This window comes from Agrococcus sp. SGAir0287, from assembly GCF_005484985.1.
Taxonomy (GTDB): Bacteria; Actinomycetota; Actinomycetes; order Actinomycetales; family Microbacteriaceae; genus Agrococcus.
Map to the genome: position 1 here is coordinate 629,150 of NZ_CP027942.1, position 16,847 is coordinate 645,996.

Consider the following 16,847-nt stretch of genomic DNA (forward strand, 5'->3'; position numbering starts at 1 on the left):
AGCTCTGGACCACTCGACGGGTGCACGCCTACGGAACGCGACCGATCGGCGCAGGACGTGGGCGATCGGCGCCGGACGCGGCCGATCGGGGAGGCGAGCGTCCTTCGACGCCGAAGGGATGCGCGGCTGGCATCGCGGGATGCGGATCCGGGCGACGCGCAAGCCGCTGCGGCACCCGACGCGGCTTGCCAGGATCGGAGCATGCGGATGCGCGGGACAGGGTCGGGTCGATGAGGGCGGCGCTCGTGCTCGGCGCGCAGCTGCTGCCGCGGCATCCGCTCGTCGACGACCCGGCGACGGACCTCGTGCTCATGGTCGAGTCGGCGGCGCTCTTCGAGCGGCTGCCGTACCACCAGATCAAGATCGCCTTCCTGCTCGCCGCCATGCGGCACCACGTGCGCGACCTCGAGGCGCGCGGCGTCCGCGTCGAGACCGTCGCGCTCGACGAGGGGCTCTCGTTCGCCGACGGCATCGCCGCCCTCGTCGAGCGCCACGGCGTCACCGAGCTCGTCTGGATGCGCGCCGCCGATCGCGGCACCGACGACCGCATCCGCCGGACGTGCGAGCGGCTCGGCATCGCGCACGAGACGGTGGCCGACGCGGCGTTCCTCACGCCGGAGGACGAGCTCGACGCCTGGTACGCCGAGCACGAGCACGCCCGCATGGAGGACTTCTACCGCTGGCAGCGTCGCCGCACCGGCATCCTCATGCACGGCGACACCCCCGCGGGCGGGCAGTGGAACTACGACCACGACAACCGCGAGCCGCTGCCGAAGGGCGGCATCGCGATCCCGCCGCTGCCCGAGCCGCGCCACGACGACCTCACGCGCGCGACGATCGACGAGGTGCGCGAGCGGTTCCCGAACCACCCGGGCGACGCACGCGACCTGTGGCTGCCGGTCACGCGGCGCAGCGCGTTGCACTGGCTGCAGCGCTTCGTCGACGAGCGCCTGCACGACTTCGGCCGCTACGAGGATGCGATGCACCGCGACGAGCCCGTGCTGCTGCACTCGGTGCTGACGCCCATGCTGAACGTCGGCCTGCTGCACCCGCAGGAGGTCGTCGACGCGGTCGTCGAGCGCGGCGGCGACGTGCCGCTCGCGTCGCTCGAGGGATTCGTGCGGCAGATCGTCGGCTGGCGCGAGCACATGCGCGGCATGTACCGGGCGCATCCCGAGCTCGAGCACGCGAACGCGCTCGAGCTCAACCGCGAGCTCGAGGATTGGTGGTACACGCTCGACGACGTGCCGCTCACGCTGCCCGAGCCCGTGCGGGTCGTGCTGCAGCGCGTGCATGCGCTGGCGTACGCGCACCACATCGAGCGGCTCATGGTGCTCGGCAGCTGGATGCTCATGCAGGGCTACGCGCCGTCGGCGGTCAACCGCTGGTTCCTCTCGCTCTTCGTCGACGCGTACCCGTGGGTCATGGTGCCGAACGTCATGGGCATGAGCCAGTTCGCCGACGGCGGCCTCGTCGGCACGAAGCCGTACGTGTCGGGCGGCGCGTACCTGCAGCGCATGGGGCGGTGGTGGTCGTCCGACACGGCGGCGCGCGAGTCGGCCTTCACCGACGCGTACTGGACCTTCCTCGAGCGGCACGAGGATGCGCTCGCCGGCAACCACAGGCTGTCGAGACCGCTCGCGCAGATGCGGCAGCGCCGGGCCGCGCGCGGCTGATCGCCGGTGGACGGTGCGCGCATCCAGCCCCTCCTGACGCTGCGCGCCACGAGGCCCCGGATCCGCGCACATCGCACCCGGATCGGGTCCGAGCACGAGGCCGCGGGCCGCCGATGCCGGCGTCAGGGCTCGGCGTCCCCGGCCGCGGCGACGCTCGGCCCCACCACGACCAGCGTAGGCGAAGGACAGGTGCGGGATCGCGGTCGGGCGCTGCGCCTGCGGCGGACGCGGCACGGCGGCGTCGCCGCCCGGGCGTAGCGTTGGCCCATGACCATGGGGATGGGCGGCGGCGGTCCGCGCGGCGGGATGCGCGTGTCGGGTCGCGACGAGTCGGCGCAGCGCGCGGCCAACGCCGACGCGCCGCGCATCCCGAACCTCATGGGCCGCATCCTCGAGCTGTTCCGACCGCACCGTGCGCAGATCGCGCTCACGATCGTGCTCGTGCTCGTCGTCGCGGCGATCGGCGTCTTCCCGCCGCTGCTCACCCAGCAGGTGTTCGACCGCGCGCTCTTCCCCGCCTCGGGCGGCGTGGACATGCCGCTGCTCTGGATGCTCGTGGGCACGATGGTCGGGCTGTGGGTGCTCTCGAGCCTCCTCGGCATCTGGCAGACGTACCTCACCGCCCGCGTCGGCAACCGCGTCATGGGCGCGCTGCGCACGCGGCTCTTCGACCATCTGCAGCGCATGGAGCTCGCGTTCTTCACCCGCACGAAGACGGGCGTCATCCAGTCGCGGCTGCAGAACGACGTCGGCGGCGTCGCGACCGTGCTGCAGAACACCGTCTCGTCGATCGTCGGCAACACCGTCACCGTCATCTCGAGCCTCGTGACGATGCTCATCCTGTCGTGGCAGCTCACGATCGTCGCGGTGCTGCTGACGCCCATCCTCGTGATCGCGCAGCGCCGCGTCGGCCAGATCCGCGCGCGCATCGCGACGCGCACGCAGGAGTCGCTGTCGGAGATGACGGCGATCACGCAGGAGTCGCTGTCGGTCTCCGGCATCCTCCTCGCGAAGGCGTTCGGGCGGCAGGGCGACGAGTCGCGGCGCTACGCCGACGAGAACGAGCGCCAGATCGACCTGCAGGTGCGGCAGCAGATGACGGGGCAGACGTTCTTCGCCGTCGTGTCGATCTTCGTGTCGGTGCTGCCCGCCGTCGTCTACGTCATCGCGGCCTTCCTCATCACGGGTGGCGCGCAGGACGTCACGGCGGGCACCCTCGTGGCCTTCACGACGGTGCAGGCCAGGCTGCTCATGCCCCTCATGGGCCTGCTGCGCGTCGCGCTCGACCTGCAGACCTCCGGCGCGCTCTTCGCCCGCATCTTCGAGTACCTCGACCTGCGACCGCAGATCGTGGACCGGCCGGATGCCGTGCCCGCCCCCGCCGATCGGCTCGGCGCGATCGCCTTCGAGGACGTCGTCTTCCGCTACCCCGACGCGCAGTCGTCGGAGCCGCCGACGCTCGACCACGTGTCGTTCGAGGTCGAGCCGGGCACGTTCGTCGCGTTCGTCGGCGCATCCGGCGCGGGCAAGACGACGATCGGGTACCTCGTGCCGCGCCTCTACGAGGCGACGAGCGGCACCGTGCGCTTCGCGGGCGTCGACGTGCGCGACCTCGACCAGGCCTCGCTCGTCGACGCGATCGGCATCGTGAGCCAGGACGCGTACCTCTTCCACGCGACGATCGCCGAGAACCTGCGGTACGCGAAGCCCGACGCGACGGATGCGGAGCTCGAGGAGGCCGCGCGCGGCGCGAACATCCTCGACACCATCCACTCCTTCCCGCTGGGCTTCAACACCGTGGTGGGGGAGCGGGGCTACCGGCTCTCCGGCGGCGAGCAGCAGCGCATCGCCATCGCACGCGTGCTGCTCAAGGATCCCGCCGTGCTCATCCTCGACGAGGCGACGAGCGCGCTCGACACCGTCTCCGAGCGCATCGTGCAGCAGGCGCTCGACGCGGCATCCCGCGGACGCACGGTCGTGGCGATCGCGCACCGCCTCTCGACGATCCGGGACGCCGACGTCATCGTCGTGCTCGACCACGGGCGCATCGTCGAGCGCGGCACGCACGACGAGCTGCTCGCGGCGGGCGGCGCGTACGCGCTGCTGCACTCCGAGCAACGTGCCATCGCATGACGTCGCAGCCCGCTCTTGTGTTCACTAGTTGACAACAATGGTGCCGTCCCGCGACGATGAGCACATGCAGCGACGCCCGGGGTCCCAAGGTGCGCTGCGTGCAGCGAACGAGGCGCGCGTCGCCGAGGTGCTGCGCGACGGCCCTGCGACGCAGTCCGAGCTCGCCGAGCGCACGGGCCTGGCGAACGCGACGGTCTCGAACATCGTGCGCGACCTGCGCGAGCGCGGCGCCGTCACCACGAGCCCCACGATCCATCAGGGCAGGCGCGCCACGCTCGTGACGATCGAGGCGGGCGCCGGCCCCGTCGTCGTCGGCGTCGACTTCGGCAGGCGCCACGTACGCATCGCCGTCGCGCGCACCGACCTGCAGCCCATCGCCGAGCAGCACGTCGAGCTGCCCGCCGGGCACCACGCCTCCGAGAGCCTCGCGGTCGCCGCGCACGCGCTCGCCGAGATGCTCGACGGCTGCGGCCTGCGCGACGTCGCCGCGATGTGCGTCGGCGTGCCCGGGCCCTTCGACCTGCGCACGGGCACCATCGCGGGCCACACGATCCTGCCCGAGTGGGTGGGCGTCTCGCGCGACGCGATCTCGGAGGCCTTCGGCATGCCCGTCGAGGTGGGGAACGACGCCGACCTCGGCGCGACGGCCGAGCGCACCGTCGGTGCGCATCGCGGCGTCGACGAGCTCATGTTCGTCAAGGTCGGCACGGGCATCGGCACGGGCCTCGTGCTCGGCGGACGCCTGCACCGCGGCGCCATCGGCATCGCCGGCGAGCTCGGGCACGTGCAGGTCGACCCGCAGGGGCCGCTGTGCGTGTGCGGCAATCGCGGCTGCCTCGAGACGCTCGCCTCCGTGCGCGTCATGACGCAGGAGCTCTCCGCTGCCCTCCGACGCCCGGTCTCGACCGCCGACATCGTCTCGTCCGCGCTCGCCGGCGATCCCGTCACGCGTCGCGTGATCGAGGATGCGGGCGTCGCGATCGGCCGCGCCGTCGCGAACGCGGCGAACCTGCTCGCGCCCGCGGTCGTCGTCGTCGGCGGCCCGCTGTCGGAGGTCGGCGAGCTGCTGCTCGAGCCCGTGCGCGACGGCTTCCGGCGCTTCGCGATCCATGCGCTCGCCTCGTCGACGGAGGTCGTGGCGACGTCGCTGGGGGAGCGGGCGGAGGTGCTCGGCGCGCTCGCGATCGCGCGCGACGCCGTGCGCATCCCGGCCCTCGCATAGGGCGTCGTGACCGAATCGTTGCGTTCAAGCAGCGACAAGGTTGGCGTCCACTGCGTTCACGACTTGACGACAAGCCGACGGCGCTCGTATCGTGAGCCGAGGTCCGCCGACGGTGCTGGACCAGCGAGGAGCGAGCGTGGCCCAGGCGAAGCCGGTGATCCTGTCGATGCGCCACATCACCAAGGAGTTCCCCGGCGTCCGCGCGCTCGACGACGTCAGCCTCGAGGTCCGCGCCGGCACCATCCACGCGATCTGCGGCGAGAACGGCGCGGGCAAGTCCACGCTCATGAAGGTGCTCTCGGGCGTCTACCCGCACGGCTCCTTCGACGGCGAGATCGTCTACCAGGGCGAGCCCGTGGCCTTCGGCCGCATCAACGACTCCGAGCGCGCGGGCATCGTGATCATCCACCAGGAGCTCGCGCTCATCCCCGAGCTCTCGATCGCGGAGAACATCTTCCTCGGCAACGAGCCGCGCAAGGGCGTCGGCATCGACTGGGACACGGTGCGCATGCGCACGATCGAGCTGCTCGCCCGCGTCGGGCTCGAGGAGGATCCCGACACGCAGATCAAGAACATCGGCGTCGGCAAGCAGCAGCTCGTCGAGATCGCGAAGGCGCTCGAGAAGGACGTGCGGCTGCTCATCCTCGACGAGCCGACCGCCGCGCTCAACGAGGGCGACTCGCGCCACCTGCTCGACCTGCTCGTCGGCCTGCGCTCCAAGGGCGTCACGTCGATCATGATCAGCCACAAGCTCAACGAGATCGAGGCGATCTCCGACGCCATCACGATCATCCGCGACGGCAAGGTCATCGAGACCCTCGACATCGCCGACGGCGACGTCGACGAGGACCGCATCATCCGCGGCATGGTCGGGCGCACGCTCGGCAATCGCTTCCCCGACCGCGCCGGGCACGCGGGCGAGGTCTTCTTCGAGGTGCGCGACTGGACGGTGCAGCACCCGCTCACCGCCGAGCGCCTCGTCGCGAAGCAGTCGTCGTTCACCGTGCGCCGCGGCGAGGTCGTCGGATTCGCGGGACTCATGGGGGCGGGCCGCACCGAGCTCGCGATGAGCATCTTCGGCAGGCAGTACGGCACGTGGCTCGGCGGGCAGATCCTCAAGGACGGCCAAGAGATCCAGGTCCGCTCGGTGCCGGAGGCGATCGCGCACGGCCTCGCCTACGTCAGCGAGGATCGGAAGGCGCTCGGCCTCAACCTGCTCGACTCCATCAAGCGGTCCATCGTGTCCGCGAAGCTCGGCAAGATCTCGCGCGGCGGCGTCGTGGACGCGCTCGCCGAGTCGCGCATCGCCGAGGAGTACCGACAGCAGCTCCGCATCAAGGCGCCGTCGGTCGAGATGGGCGTCGACACGCTCTCCGGCGGCAACCAGCAGAAGGTCGTGCTGTCGAAGTGGATGTTCACCGACCCCGACCTGCTCATCCTCGACGAGCCCACGCGCGGCATCGACGTCGGGGCCAAGACCGAGATCTACCAGATCGTGCGCGAGCTCGCGGATGCGGGCAAGGGCGTGATCCTCATCTCCAGCGAGCTGCCCGAGCTGCTCGGCCTCGCTGACCGCATCTACACGATCTTCGAGGGTCGCATCACGGGCGAGATCCGTGCTGCCGACGCCGACCAGGAGACGCTCATGCGCCGGATGGCGCCGACGAAGGGTGACGCAGCATGACCGACGGTGTGCAGGAGCAGCAGCGCTTCCGCGCCTCCGACCTCTCGATGCTCTTCGGGAAGAAGGGGTCGCTCAAGGAGTTCGGCATCCTCGGCGCGCTCGTGGTGATCGTCGTCGCGTTCCAGATCGTGACCGAGGGGACGACGCTCTCGTCGAACAACCTCATCAACATCATCCAGTCGCAGTCGTACATCCTCATCCTCGCCGTGGGCATGGTCATGGTGATCATCGCCGGGCACATCGACCTCAGCGTGGGCTCCGTGGCCGCGTTCGTCGGCGTCGTGGTCGCCATCGCGATGAACGACTGGGGTCTGCCCTGGTACCTCACCATCCTCATCGGCCTCGGCCTCGGCGTGCTCGTCGGCGCCTGGCAGGGCTTCTGGGTCGCCTTCATCGGCGTGCCGGCCTTCATCGTGACGCTCGCGGGCATGCTCATGTTCCGCGGCCTCAACCAGATCGTCGGTCAGTCGCGCGGCATCCCCGTCGACCGGGAGTTCGTGAACCTGCTCGCGGGGTACCTGCCCGAGGTCGGGCCGTTCACCGGGTACAACAACCTCACGCTGCTGCTCGGACTCGTCGCCGTCGTCGCCGTCGTGATGCTCGAGCTGCGCGGCCGCGCACGTCGACAGCGACTCGGCGCCGCCGTGCCGCCCATGTGGGTCGCCATCACGCGCCTCGTGCTCGTCGCCGTCGTCATCATCGTCGCCGCACTGCTGTTCGCGAGCGGCCGCGAGGGCACGAGCTTCCCGAACGCCGGCATCCTCTTCGCCCTCATCGCCCTCGGCTACGCCTTCGTGACGCGCAACACGTCGCTCGGTCGGCACGTCTACGCCGTCGGCGGCAACCGCCGCGCCGCCGAGCTGTCGGGCGTGCGCTCGCGCTGGGTCGACTTCTTCGTCATGGCGAACATGTCCGTGCTCGCCTCGGTCGCGGGCATGCTCTGGATCGCTCGGGCCCAGGCATCCGGCCCCGCGGACGGCGGCGGCTGGGAGCTCGACGCCATCGCGGCCGTCTTCATCGGCGGCGCCGCCGTCGCCGGCGGCATCGGCACGGTGGCCGGATCCATCATCGGTGGTCTCGTCATGGCGGTGCTCACGAACGGCCTCTTCGCGATCGGCGTCGGCTCCGACTGGATCCCCGTCATCAAGGGCCTCGTGCTGCTCGTCGCCGTCGCGATCGACGTCATCAACAAGCAGCAGGGCCGCTTCTCGATCATCGCGCTGCTGCTGCGCGGCCTGCGCCGTGACCGCTCGAGCGAGCTCGCCTGACCACCGTCCCTCACGACTCCCACACCCACACACAAGGAGAACCCATGAAGAAGTCCGCACTCGTGGCGCTGGCCGGCATCGCCGCCGTCAGCGTCGCGCTCACCGGCTGCGGCCGCTCCGAGCCGACCGCGGAGGGCGACGGCGACGCCGCCGGCTTCGCGTCGGACGCGACCATCGGCGTCGCGCTGCCCGACCGCACCTCCGAGAACTGGGTGCTCGCGGGCGACCTGTTCGAGAACGGCCTCGAGGAGGCGGGCTTCACGGGCGACGTGCAGTACGCCGGCTCGTCGAACGCCGTGGGCGACCAGCAGCAGCAGATCCAGCAGATGATCGACGGCGGCGCCGAGGTCATCGTCATCGGCGCTGCCGACACGAACCAGCTCGCGACGCAGCTCGAGGCTGCCGACGCGGCCGGCATCACCGTCATCGCCTACGACCGTCTCATCCAGAACTCGGACCTCGTCGACTACTACGTCGCGTTCGACAACTTCCACGTGGGCGAGCTGCAGGCGGAGTCGCTGCTGCAGGGCCTCGAGGAGCGCTTCCCCGGCCAGGAGCCGTGGAACATCGAGCTCTTCTCCGGCTCGTCGGACGACTCGAACTCGGCCGTGTTCTTCGACGGCGCGATGAGCGTCCTCCAGCCCGCGATCGACGACGGCACGCTCAACGTCGTGTCGGGTCAGACCACGGTGCAGCAGACGGCGACCGAGGACTGGGCAGCGGAGAACGCCCAGAACCGCATGGACACGATCATCACGTCGTCCTACCAGGGCGTCGAGCTGCACGGCGTGCTCTCGCCGAACGACAACCTCGCTCGCGCGATCATCGCGTCGGCCACGGGTGCGGGCTTCCCCGTGCCGGTCGTGACCGGTCAGGACTCGGAGGTCGCCTCGGTCGAGTCGATCGTCGCTGGCGAGCAGTACTCGACGATCTACAAGGACACCCGCGCGCTCGTGGCCGCGACCATCGACATGGTCTCGCAGCTGCAGGCGGGCGAGGAGGTCACCACGACGGGTGAGCAGGACAACGGTGCGACCGAGGTCCCGTCGAACCTGCTGGAGCCGGTCATCGTCACGCAGGAGAACGCTGCGGAGGCGTACGCCGACAACCCGGACCTCGAGCCGCTCACGCAGCCGTAGTCCATCCATCCACGCCGGCGGGCGGCGCTCCCTCGGGAGCGTCGCCCGCCGTCGTCATGCGGCGCAGACGACGCCGCGCTGCGCGGTAGCGTGGATCGGTCACGGAAGGGGAGCGATGCGCTTCGCAGAGACCATCCTCGACACGATCGGGGACACGCCGCTCGTGCGGCTGAACCACGTCACCGAGGGCATCGCAGCCACGGTGCTCGCGAAGGTCGAGTTCCTGAACCCCGGCGGGTCGGTGAAGGACCGCATCGCGCGCTCGATGATCGACGACGCCGAGCAGCGGGGCCTGCTGCGCCCCGGCGGGACGATCGTCGAGCCGACGAGCGGCAACACGGGCGTCGGCCTCGCGCTCGTCGCGCAGCAGCGCGGCTACCGCTGCATCTTCGTCTGCCCCGACAAGGTCGCGGAGGACAAGCGGGCGACCCTGCGCGCGTACGGCGCCGAGGTCGTCGTGACGCCGACCGCCGTCGCGCCCGACAGCCCTGAGTCGTACTACGGCGTCGCGAACCGACTCACCGAGGAGATCGACGGCGCGTTCCAGCCGAACCAGTTCTTCAACCCCGCGGCGCCCGCCGCCCACGAGGCGACGACCGGCCCCGAGATCTGGCGCGACACCGACGGCCGCGTCACGCACCTCGTCGCCTCCGCCGGCACGGGCGGCACGATCACGGGCACGGGCCGGTACCTCAAGCGCGTCTCCGACGGCGCCGTGCGCGTCGTCGCGGCGGATCCGCTCGGCTCCATCTACTCGGGCGGCACGGGTCGGCCCTACCTCGTCGAGGGCGTCGGCGAGGACATGTGGCCGGGCAACTACGACCCGTCGGTGATCGACGACGTCGTCGCGGTCGACGACGCAGCGTCGTTCGCCATGACCCGCAGGCTCGCCCGCGAGGAGGGGCTGCTCGTCGGCGGCTCCAGCGGACTGGCGACCGTCGTCGCCCTCGACCTCGCGCGCACGCTGCCCGCCGATGCCGTCGTCGTCGTCGTGCTGCCCGACTCCGGCCGCGGCTACCTGCAGAAGGTCTACTCGGACGCGTGGATGCGCGCGCACGGCTTCGCGAGCGCCGACGAGGGCACGACCGTGCGCGACGTGCTCATGGTGAAGGGTGGCAACGCGCCCGCCCTCGTGCATGCACATCCGACCGACACCGTGCACGACGCGATCGAGATCATGCACGAGTTCGGCGTCAGCCAGCTGCCCGTGCTGCGCGCCGAGCCGCCCGTCGTGCTCGGCGAGGTCGCGGGCTCCGTCGACGAGCGGCACCTGCTCGACGCCGTCTTCACGGGCGCCGCGCGGCTCGGCGACCCCGTCGGCGACCACGTCGGGCCGCAGCTGCCGCGCATCGGCGCGGGCGAGAGCGCCGACGATCTGCGCGCCGCGCTGCGCGAGGCCGACGCGATCCTCGTGCTCGACGAGGCGCGACCCATCGGCGTCGTCACGCGCACCGACCTGCTGACGTACCTCGCGAAGGAGGCATGATGACCGGGTTCTCGACGAGGGCCATCCACGACGGCCAGCCGTTCGACCCGCGCACCGGCGCCGTCGTGCCGCCGGTCTTCCTCACGTCGACGTTCGTGCAGGACGGCGTGGGCGGCTTCCGCGACGGCTACGAGTACGCCCGCGGCGGCAACCCCACGCGCGACCAGCTGCAGGAGCAGCTCGCGTCGCTCGAGGGCGGCACGCACGCGTACGCGTTCGGCTCGGGGCTCGCCGCCGAGGACGCCCTGCTGCGCGCCGTGCTGCGCCCCGGCGACCACATCCTCATGGCCAACGACGTCTACGGCGGCACGCATCGCCTCGTCGCGCGCATGTTCGTGCCGTGGGGCGTGGAGCTCTCGACGGCCGACTTCGCCGACCTCGACGCCGTGCGCGCGGCGATGCGGCCGACGACGCGCATGCTGTGGGTCGAGACGCCCTCGAACCCGCTCATGAAGATCACCGACCTCGCCGCGCTCGCCGAGATCGGGCACGCCGCCGGTGCGGTCGTCGTCGCCGACAACACGTTCGCGTCGCCGTTCCTGCAGCAGCCGCTGTCGCTCGGCGCCGACGTCGTCGTGCACTCGACGACGAAGTACGTCGGCGGCCACTCCGACCTCGTCGGCGGCGCGGTCGTCACGGCGGACGCCGAGCTCGCCGAGGCGGTCGGCTTCGTGCAGTTCGGCGTCGGCGCGGTGAACTCGCCGTTCGACGCGTGGCTCACCACGAGGTCGCTGAAGACGCTCGCGATCCGCATGGAGCGGCACTCGTCGAACGCGCAGGCGATCGCGGAGGCGCTCGTGGGGCATCCCGCGCTCGAGGCGGTGCACTACCCGGGCCTGCCGACGCATCCGGGGCACGAGATCGCGGCGCGGCAGATGTCCGGCTTCGCCGGCATGGTGTCGATCCAGGTGCGCGGCGGCGCCGAGGCGGCGCTCGCGCTCGTGCGCCGCACGGAGCTCTTCCAGCTCGCCGAGTCGCTCGGCGGCGTCGAGAGCCTCATCTGCTACCCCTCCGAGATGACGCACGCGTCGGTCAAGGGCACGGAGCTCGCGGTGCCGACGAACCTCGTGCGCCTCTCGGTGGGCATCGAGGACGTCGACGACCTCATCGCCGACATCACCACCGCCCTCGCCTCGTGACGGGGACTCGCTCACGAACCTTCTGAGGCTTTCGGCCCCTTCTGATGTCAGAAGGGGCCGAAAACCTCAGAACGCCCGGCGGATGGGCTCAGGTGGGCGCGTCGCGAGCAGCGCCCGGACCGATCCCGCGAGCATCTCCGGGTGCTCGAGCGTGGTGCGAGTGACGCGGACCACCCGCCACCCGGCAGCGTGGAGGCGCTCGACGCGGTCGACGTCGCGTTGCCACTGCGCTCGGTCGGTGCGGTGCCCATCGCCCTCGTACTCGATCGCCACGCGCTCGTCGCGATACAGTAGATCCGCACGCGCGATGAGCTCGCCGGCATGCAGGATCTCGCCGTTGATCTCCGGCTCCGGCAAGCCATGGTCGAGCAGCGCCAGGCGTGTCGGAGTCTCCATCGGCGACTCGACTCCAGCCCGTACCAGCGGCTGCGCGAGGCGCAAGCGCCCGATGCCGTGCATGCTCGTCCACCCGGCGACGGCTCGCTCCAGGTCGTGGAGCGTCGCCATCGGGCGCGCGCCGCGAAGGCCCGGGTAGTTGTCGGCAGTGGAGACGAGCGCATCGCCGATCATGACGAGCGAGGGGACGTCGAGCGCGCGCCCGAGCAGCAGCCACGTCAGCACCGGATCCGTCACAGGGACGCCGCCGACCACCGTCGAACGGATCCGCTCGCCTGCGATCGCGCGGCTCGTGACCCCGCGAGTCGATGGACGGTAGGCTCCCTCCGGGACGAGCACCTGGATCCCACCGAACGCTCCGCTGGGCAGTGGCAGACCGTGGAGGCGGGCCGCCGACGTCTCGCTCACGAGCTGACCAGGGCGCAGCCTGGGGGCGTACATCTGGGCGAGCTCGAGCGCATCCCTCGGTGGCTCGAGCGAGCGCACGCCCCAGAACGGCCGTCGCAGCGAACGATTGCGGAGGGCCTTCTGCGACACCCCCGCCCGCATCGCCGCACCGACGCCGACGGCCATGGGCTCGTCGAGCTCCGGCATCCCGTCCTGTCGCATCCCCGCAGGATGCATCACCGCGCGGACGCACAGCCCCGAGTCGCGCCACCCTGTGGACGGCGGATTCCTGTGGAGACGGACGTTCTGAGATTTTCGGCCCCTTCTGGCGTCAGAAAGGGCCGAAAACCTCAGAAAGTCGGCGGGTTCGCGCGAGAGCTAGGCGAGGGGGGCGCCGCGCTGCTCGGGGAGGAGCGCGAAGGCCGCGATCGCCGCGAGGGCGAACGACGCCGCGAAGACCGCGAAGAGCAGAGGTGTGCCGCCGAGCGCCACGAGCGGCGTCACGATGAGGGGCGCGATGATCGAGGCGATGCGGCCGAAGCCCGCCGCGGCGCCCGTGCCCGTGCCCCGCACCGTCGTCGGGTACAGCTCGGGGCCGATCGCGTACAGCGCGCCCCACGCGCCGAGGTTCGCGAACGACAGCGCGCAGCCGGCGGCGATGATCTGCCAGTCCGCGGAGGCGAGCCCGTACGCGAGCGCGGCCGCCGCCGATCCAGCGAGGAAGATCGCGAGGGTCGCACGTCGGCCGATCACCTCGATGAGCCACGCGGCGACCGCGTAGCCGGGCAGCTGCGCGAGCGTGATGACGAGCGTGAACTGGAACGAGCGCACGAGGTCGAAGCCCTGCGCGACGAGCAGCGACGGGATCCAGATGAAGGCGCCGTAGTACGACAGGTTGATGCAGAACCACACGATCCACAGCCCGATCGTGCGGCGTCGCACCGCCGGGCTCCAGATCGACTGCGCCGAGTCGGCCTCGACGCCCGCCAGCACCCGGGGCGTGCCCGGGGGAAGGTCGTGCCGCGCGTCGCCCGCCGCGGCCTCGAAGTCGCGCACGATGCGCTCGGCCTCGTCGACGCGCCCCTTCGACTCGAGGAACCGCACCGACTCCGGCAGCCCCATCCGCACGACGACGGCGTAGAGCGTCGGCACGATGCCCACGGCGAGCGCCCAGCGCCAGCCGTCGTCGGAGAGCGGGATGACGAACGCGCCGATCGCGGCGGCCGCGATCCAGCCGACGGCCCAGAAGGACTCGAGCCACACCACGACGCGGCCTCGGATGCGGCGCGGCGCGAACTCGGACACGAGCGTGGAGGCGACGGGCAGCTCGGCGCCGAGCCCGAGGCCGATGACGAAGCGCAGCGCGATGAGCATCGCGACGCCCGTCGACAGGGCGGCGGCGCCCGTCGCGAGGCCGTAGACGAGCAGCGTGATCGCGAAGACCTGCCGACGGCCGACGCGGTCGGCGACGAGCCCGCCGAGCGTCGCGCCGACCGCCATGCCCACGAAGCCGATCGAGCCGATCCAGCCGAGGGTCGTGCCGTCGAGTCGCCACTGCACGGCGAGCGCCGCCATGACGAAGGAGATGAGGCCGACGTCCATGGCGTCGAGCGCCCAGCCGATGCCCGAGCCGACGAGCAGCCGGCCGTGGCGCCGGGTGAAGGGCAGGCGATCGAGTCGCTGCGAGCGCGTGAGGTCGGTGGCGGAAGCGCGCATGCCGAGACCTGTCTGTGCGAGCGCCGGCGCGGCGCGGCCGATCATGGGATGCGACCACAGTAGTCGCGCGCGCGTGCCGCTGCGGGAGCATGCGCGGGTGCCGGGCGCCAGGCCCGGCGCGCGTCGCAGGCCGGTCGTAGGCTGGTGGCACCGCCACGGAACTTGGAGAGAGCATGCTGCGCGCAATCGTCGACGCCCACGTCATCCCGGTGGAGGGCGAGCCGTTCCACGGCACCATCGTCCTCCGCGACGGCCGCATCGAGGCGCTCGGCCCCGACGTCGTCGTGCCCGAGGGCGCAGAGTCGATCGACGTCGCGGGCGCGCAGGTGACGCCGGGTCTCGTCGACGCGCACGTGCACCTGGGCGTGCACCCGGAGGGCGACGGCTCGGGCGCGAGCGACACGAACGAGATGACGGGCGTCAACCAGGCGGCCGTGCGCACGATCGACGCGATCGACCCGTTCGACGAGGGCTTCGACGTCGCCCTCGCAGGCGGGGTCACGACCGTCAACGTGAACCCGGGCTCCGGCAATCCGATCGGCGGCCTCGCGACCACGCTGCACACGCACGGCCGCATCGTCGACCGCATGGTGCTGCGCGAGCCCGCAGGCCTGAAGTCCGCGCTCGGCGAGAACCCCAAGCGCGTCTACGGCGAGCGCAAGCAGACGCCGTCGACGCGGCTCGGCACGGCGAAGGTCATCCGCGAGGCGTTCGTCGACGCCCAGAACTACCTGCGCAGGCACGCCGACCCTGACTCGACGGCCGACGTCGACCTCACGCACGAGGCGATCGCGAAGGTGCTGCGCCGCGAGATCCCGTGGCGCCAGCACGCCCACCGCGCCGACGACATCGTCACGGCGGTGCGCATCGCCGAGGAGTTCGGCTACGACCTCGTCATCGACCACGGCACGGAGGCGCACGTCGTCGCCGACCTGCTCGCCGAGCGCGGCATCCCCGTGCTCATCGGGCCGCTCTTCACGACGAAGTCGAAGATGGAGCTGCGCGGACGCTCGATCGCGAACCCCGGCAGGCTCGCGAAGGCGGGCGTCGAGATCTCGATCATCACCGACCACCCGGTCATCCCCATCTCCTTCCTCGTGCACCAGGCATCCCTCGCCGTGCGCGAGGGGCTCGATCGCGACACCGCGCTGCGTGCCATCACGATCAACCCCTCGAGGGCGCTGGGCGTCGCGCACGAGGTCGGATCGCTCGAGGTCGGCAAGCGCGGCGACCTCGTCGTGTGGGACGGCGACTGGATGGACCCGATGGCGCGGCCCTCGCTCGTGCTCATCGACGGCGCGGAGGTGTACCGCCGCGAGGCGGGCGTCGAGACGATCGCACCGCGTTCGTGACGGCCGTCACGCATCCTGGCGACCTGCTGACGCGGCGCAGGCGCGTCGCGACGATCGTCGTGCTCGGGCTCCTCACGGCGCTCGGGCCCTTCACGATCGACCTCTACCTTCCCGCGTTCCCCGTCCTCGCCGACGACCTCGGCGCCACGGACGGGCAGGTGCAGCTCACGCTCGCCGCCACGACGCTCGGCTTCGCACTGGGCCAGCTCGTGCTCGGCCCCCTGAGCGACCGCGTGGGCAGGCGCTGGCCGCTCGTGGCGACGTCGACGCTGCACGTGGGCACGTCGATCGCCATCGCCGTCGCGCCCGACGTCGAGGTGCTCACGGTGCTCCGCGTGCTGCAGGGCCTCGGCGCGGCAGGCGGCGCCGTCGTGGCGATGGCGATGGTGCGCGACCTCTTCTCCGGGCGCTCGCTCGTCCGGTCGCTGTCGCGTCTGGCCCTCATCATGGGGCTCGCGCCCATCCTGGCGCCGGTCATCGGCTCGTGGCTCCTCGAGGTCACGCAGTGGCGCGGCATCTTCTGGGTGCTCGCAGTCTACGGCGCCGTCGTCATCCTGCTCGTCTCGACGCTGCTGCGCGAGACGCTGCCGCCCGAGCGCCGGCTGCGGATGGGGGCGGGCACGCTCGCGAGCTACGGCCGGGTGCTCGGCGATCGCCGCTTCGTCGGCGTCGCGATCATCGGCTCGTCGGGCTTCGCGGGCATCTTCTCCTACCTCTCGACGTCGCCGCTCCTGCTGCAGGAGGTCTACGGGCTCAGCGCGACCGAGTTCGGCGCGGTGTTCGCGCTGTGCTCGGTCGGCGTCTTCGTCGGCGTGCAGACCTCGTCGCGCCTCGCGACGCGGTTCGGCCCGCAGTGGGTGCTCGTCGGCTCGACGGCTGGCATGACGCTCGCGGCGATCGCGATGCTCCTGCTCGACCGATCGGGCGCGGGGCTCGCGGGCTTCATCCCGGCGATGGCGGCCTTCACCCTCTCGTTCGGCCTGACGATGCCGTGCGTGCAGGTGCTGGCGCTCGTCGACCACGGCAGCGAGGCGGGCACGGCGGCGTCGCTCATCGGTGCCTCGAACATGCTGCTCGCGAGCATCGTCGGCAGCGTCATCGGGAACTTCGCGGTGCACGACGCCGTGCCGATGGGATCGGTGATGCTCGGCGGCGGGCTGCTCGCCACGGCGTCGCTGTGGCTGCTCGTGCGCCCGCGCTCGGTGCCGCCGCTCGCCGACTGACGGCGGCAGCCGGCGTCACGCGACGA

12 protein-coding genes are annotated in these 16,847 nt (G+C 71.5%); 10 read left to right on the forward strand and 2 right to left on the reverse strand.

Features of this window, described 5'->3' with window-relative positions:
* Positions 1 to 230: 230 nt before the first annotated feature.
* The 8 genes from C1N71_RS02970 (at position 231) to C1N71_RS03005 (ending at position 11,747) form a co-directional block, all read left to right on the forward strand.
* Positions 231 to 1,676: a cryptochrome/photolyase family protein gene (locus C1N71_RS02970; protein WP_137755054.1), complete on the forward strand. Its 1,446-nt coding sequence runs from the start codon at positions 231 to 233 to the stop codon at positions 1,674 to 1,676.
* Positions 1,677 to 1,943: 267 nt separating this feature from the next.
* Positions 1,944 to 3,809 (forward strand): ABC transporter ATP-binding protein, encoded by a 1,866-nt coding sequence (locus tag C1N71_RS02975; protein ID WP_441297162.1) that lies wholly within the window; start codon positions 1,944 to 1,946, stop codon positions 3,807 to 3,809.
* Between the two features lie 64 nt (positions 3,810 to 3,873).
* Entirely contained in the window at positions 3,874 to 5,031 is a 1,158-nt protein-coding gene (locus C1N71_RS02980; protein ID WP_254678075.1) for an ROK family transcriptional regulator, read from the forward strand.
* Between the two features lie 166 nt (positions 5,032 to 5,197).
* Positions 5,198 to 6,715, forward strand: coding sequence for a multiple monosaccharide ABC transporter ATP-binding protein (gene mmsA / locus C1N71_RS02985; RefSeq protein ID WP_175414266.1), 1,518 nt, complete (start codon positions 5,198 to 5,200; stop codon positions 6,713 to 6,715).
* Positions 6,712 to 7,983 (forward strand): multiple monosaccharide ABC transporter permease, encoded by a 1,272-nt coding sequence (gene mmsB / locus C1N71_RS02990; RefSeq protein WP_175414070.1) that lies wholly within the window; start codon positions 6,712 to 6,714, stop codon positions 7,981 to 7,983. Before mmsA ends, mmsB begins: the two co-directional genes overlap by 4 nt.
* A gap of 44 nt (positions 7,984 to 8,027) precedes the next feature.
* Entirely contained in the window at positions 8,028 to 9,122 is a 1,095-nt protein-coding gene (locus C1N71_RS02995; RefSeq protein WP_137755057.1) for a substrate-binding domain-containing protein, read from the forward strand.
* Between the two features lie 115 nt (positions 9,123 to 9,237).
* Positions 9,238 to 10,608: a cystathionine beta-synthase gene (locus C1N71_RS03000; protein ID WP_137755058.1), complete on the forward strand. Its 1,371-nt coding sequence runs from the start codon at positions 9,238 to 9,240 to the stop codon at positions 10,606 to 10,608.
* Positions 10,605 to 11,747 (forward strand): cystathionine gamma-synthase, encoded by a 1,143-nt coding sequence (locus C1N71_RS03005; protein ID WP_137755059.1) that lies wholly within the window; start codon positions 10,605 to 10,607, stop codon positions 11,745 to 11,747. Before C1N71_RS03000 ends, C1N71_RS03005 begins: the two co-directional genes overlap by 4 nt.
* A gap of 66 nt (positions 11,748 to 11,813) precedes the next feature.
* On the opposite strand, the gene C1N71_RS15130 is transcribed toward C1N71_RS03005, so the two are convergent.
* Both C1N71_RS15130 and C1N71_RS03015 read right to left on the reverse strand, forming a co-directional pair.
* Positions 11,814 to 12,737, reverse strand: a complete 924-nt coding sequence (locus C1N71_RS15130; protein WP_137755060.1) for a hypothetical protein — start codon at positions 12,735 to 12,737, stop codon at positions 11,814 to 11,816.
* A gap of 171 nt (positions 12,738 to 12,908) precedes the next feature.
* A complete protein-coding gene (locus tag C1N71_RS03015) occupies positions 12,909 to 14,246 on the reverse strand; it encodes an MFS transporter (protein ID WP_137755061.1) in 1,338 nt (445 codons plus the stop codon).
* 173 nt (positions 14,247 to 14,419) lie between these two features.
* Here C1N71_RS03015 and C1N71_RS03020 point away from each other — a divergent pair, with 173 nt between their 5' ends.
* Both C1N71_RS03020 and C1N71_RS03025 read left to right on the forward strand, forming a co-directional pair.
* A complete protein-coding gene (locus tag C1N71_RS03020) occupies positions 14,420 to 15,598 on the forward strand; it encodes an amidohydrolase (RefSeq protein ID WP_137755062.1) in 1,179 nt (392 codons plus the stop codon).
* Complete coding sequence (locus C1N71_RS03025) at positions 15,595 to 16,821, forward strand: multidrug effflux MFS transporter (RefSeq protein ID WP_137755063.1); 1,227 nt, start codon at positions 15,595 to 15,597, stop codon at positions 16,819 to 16,821. The genes C1N71_RS03020 and C1N71_RS03025 overlap by 4 nt, the downstream gene beginning before the upstream one ends.
* Positions 16,822 to 16,847: the final 26 nt, after the last annotated feature.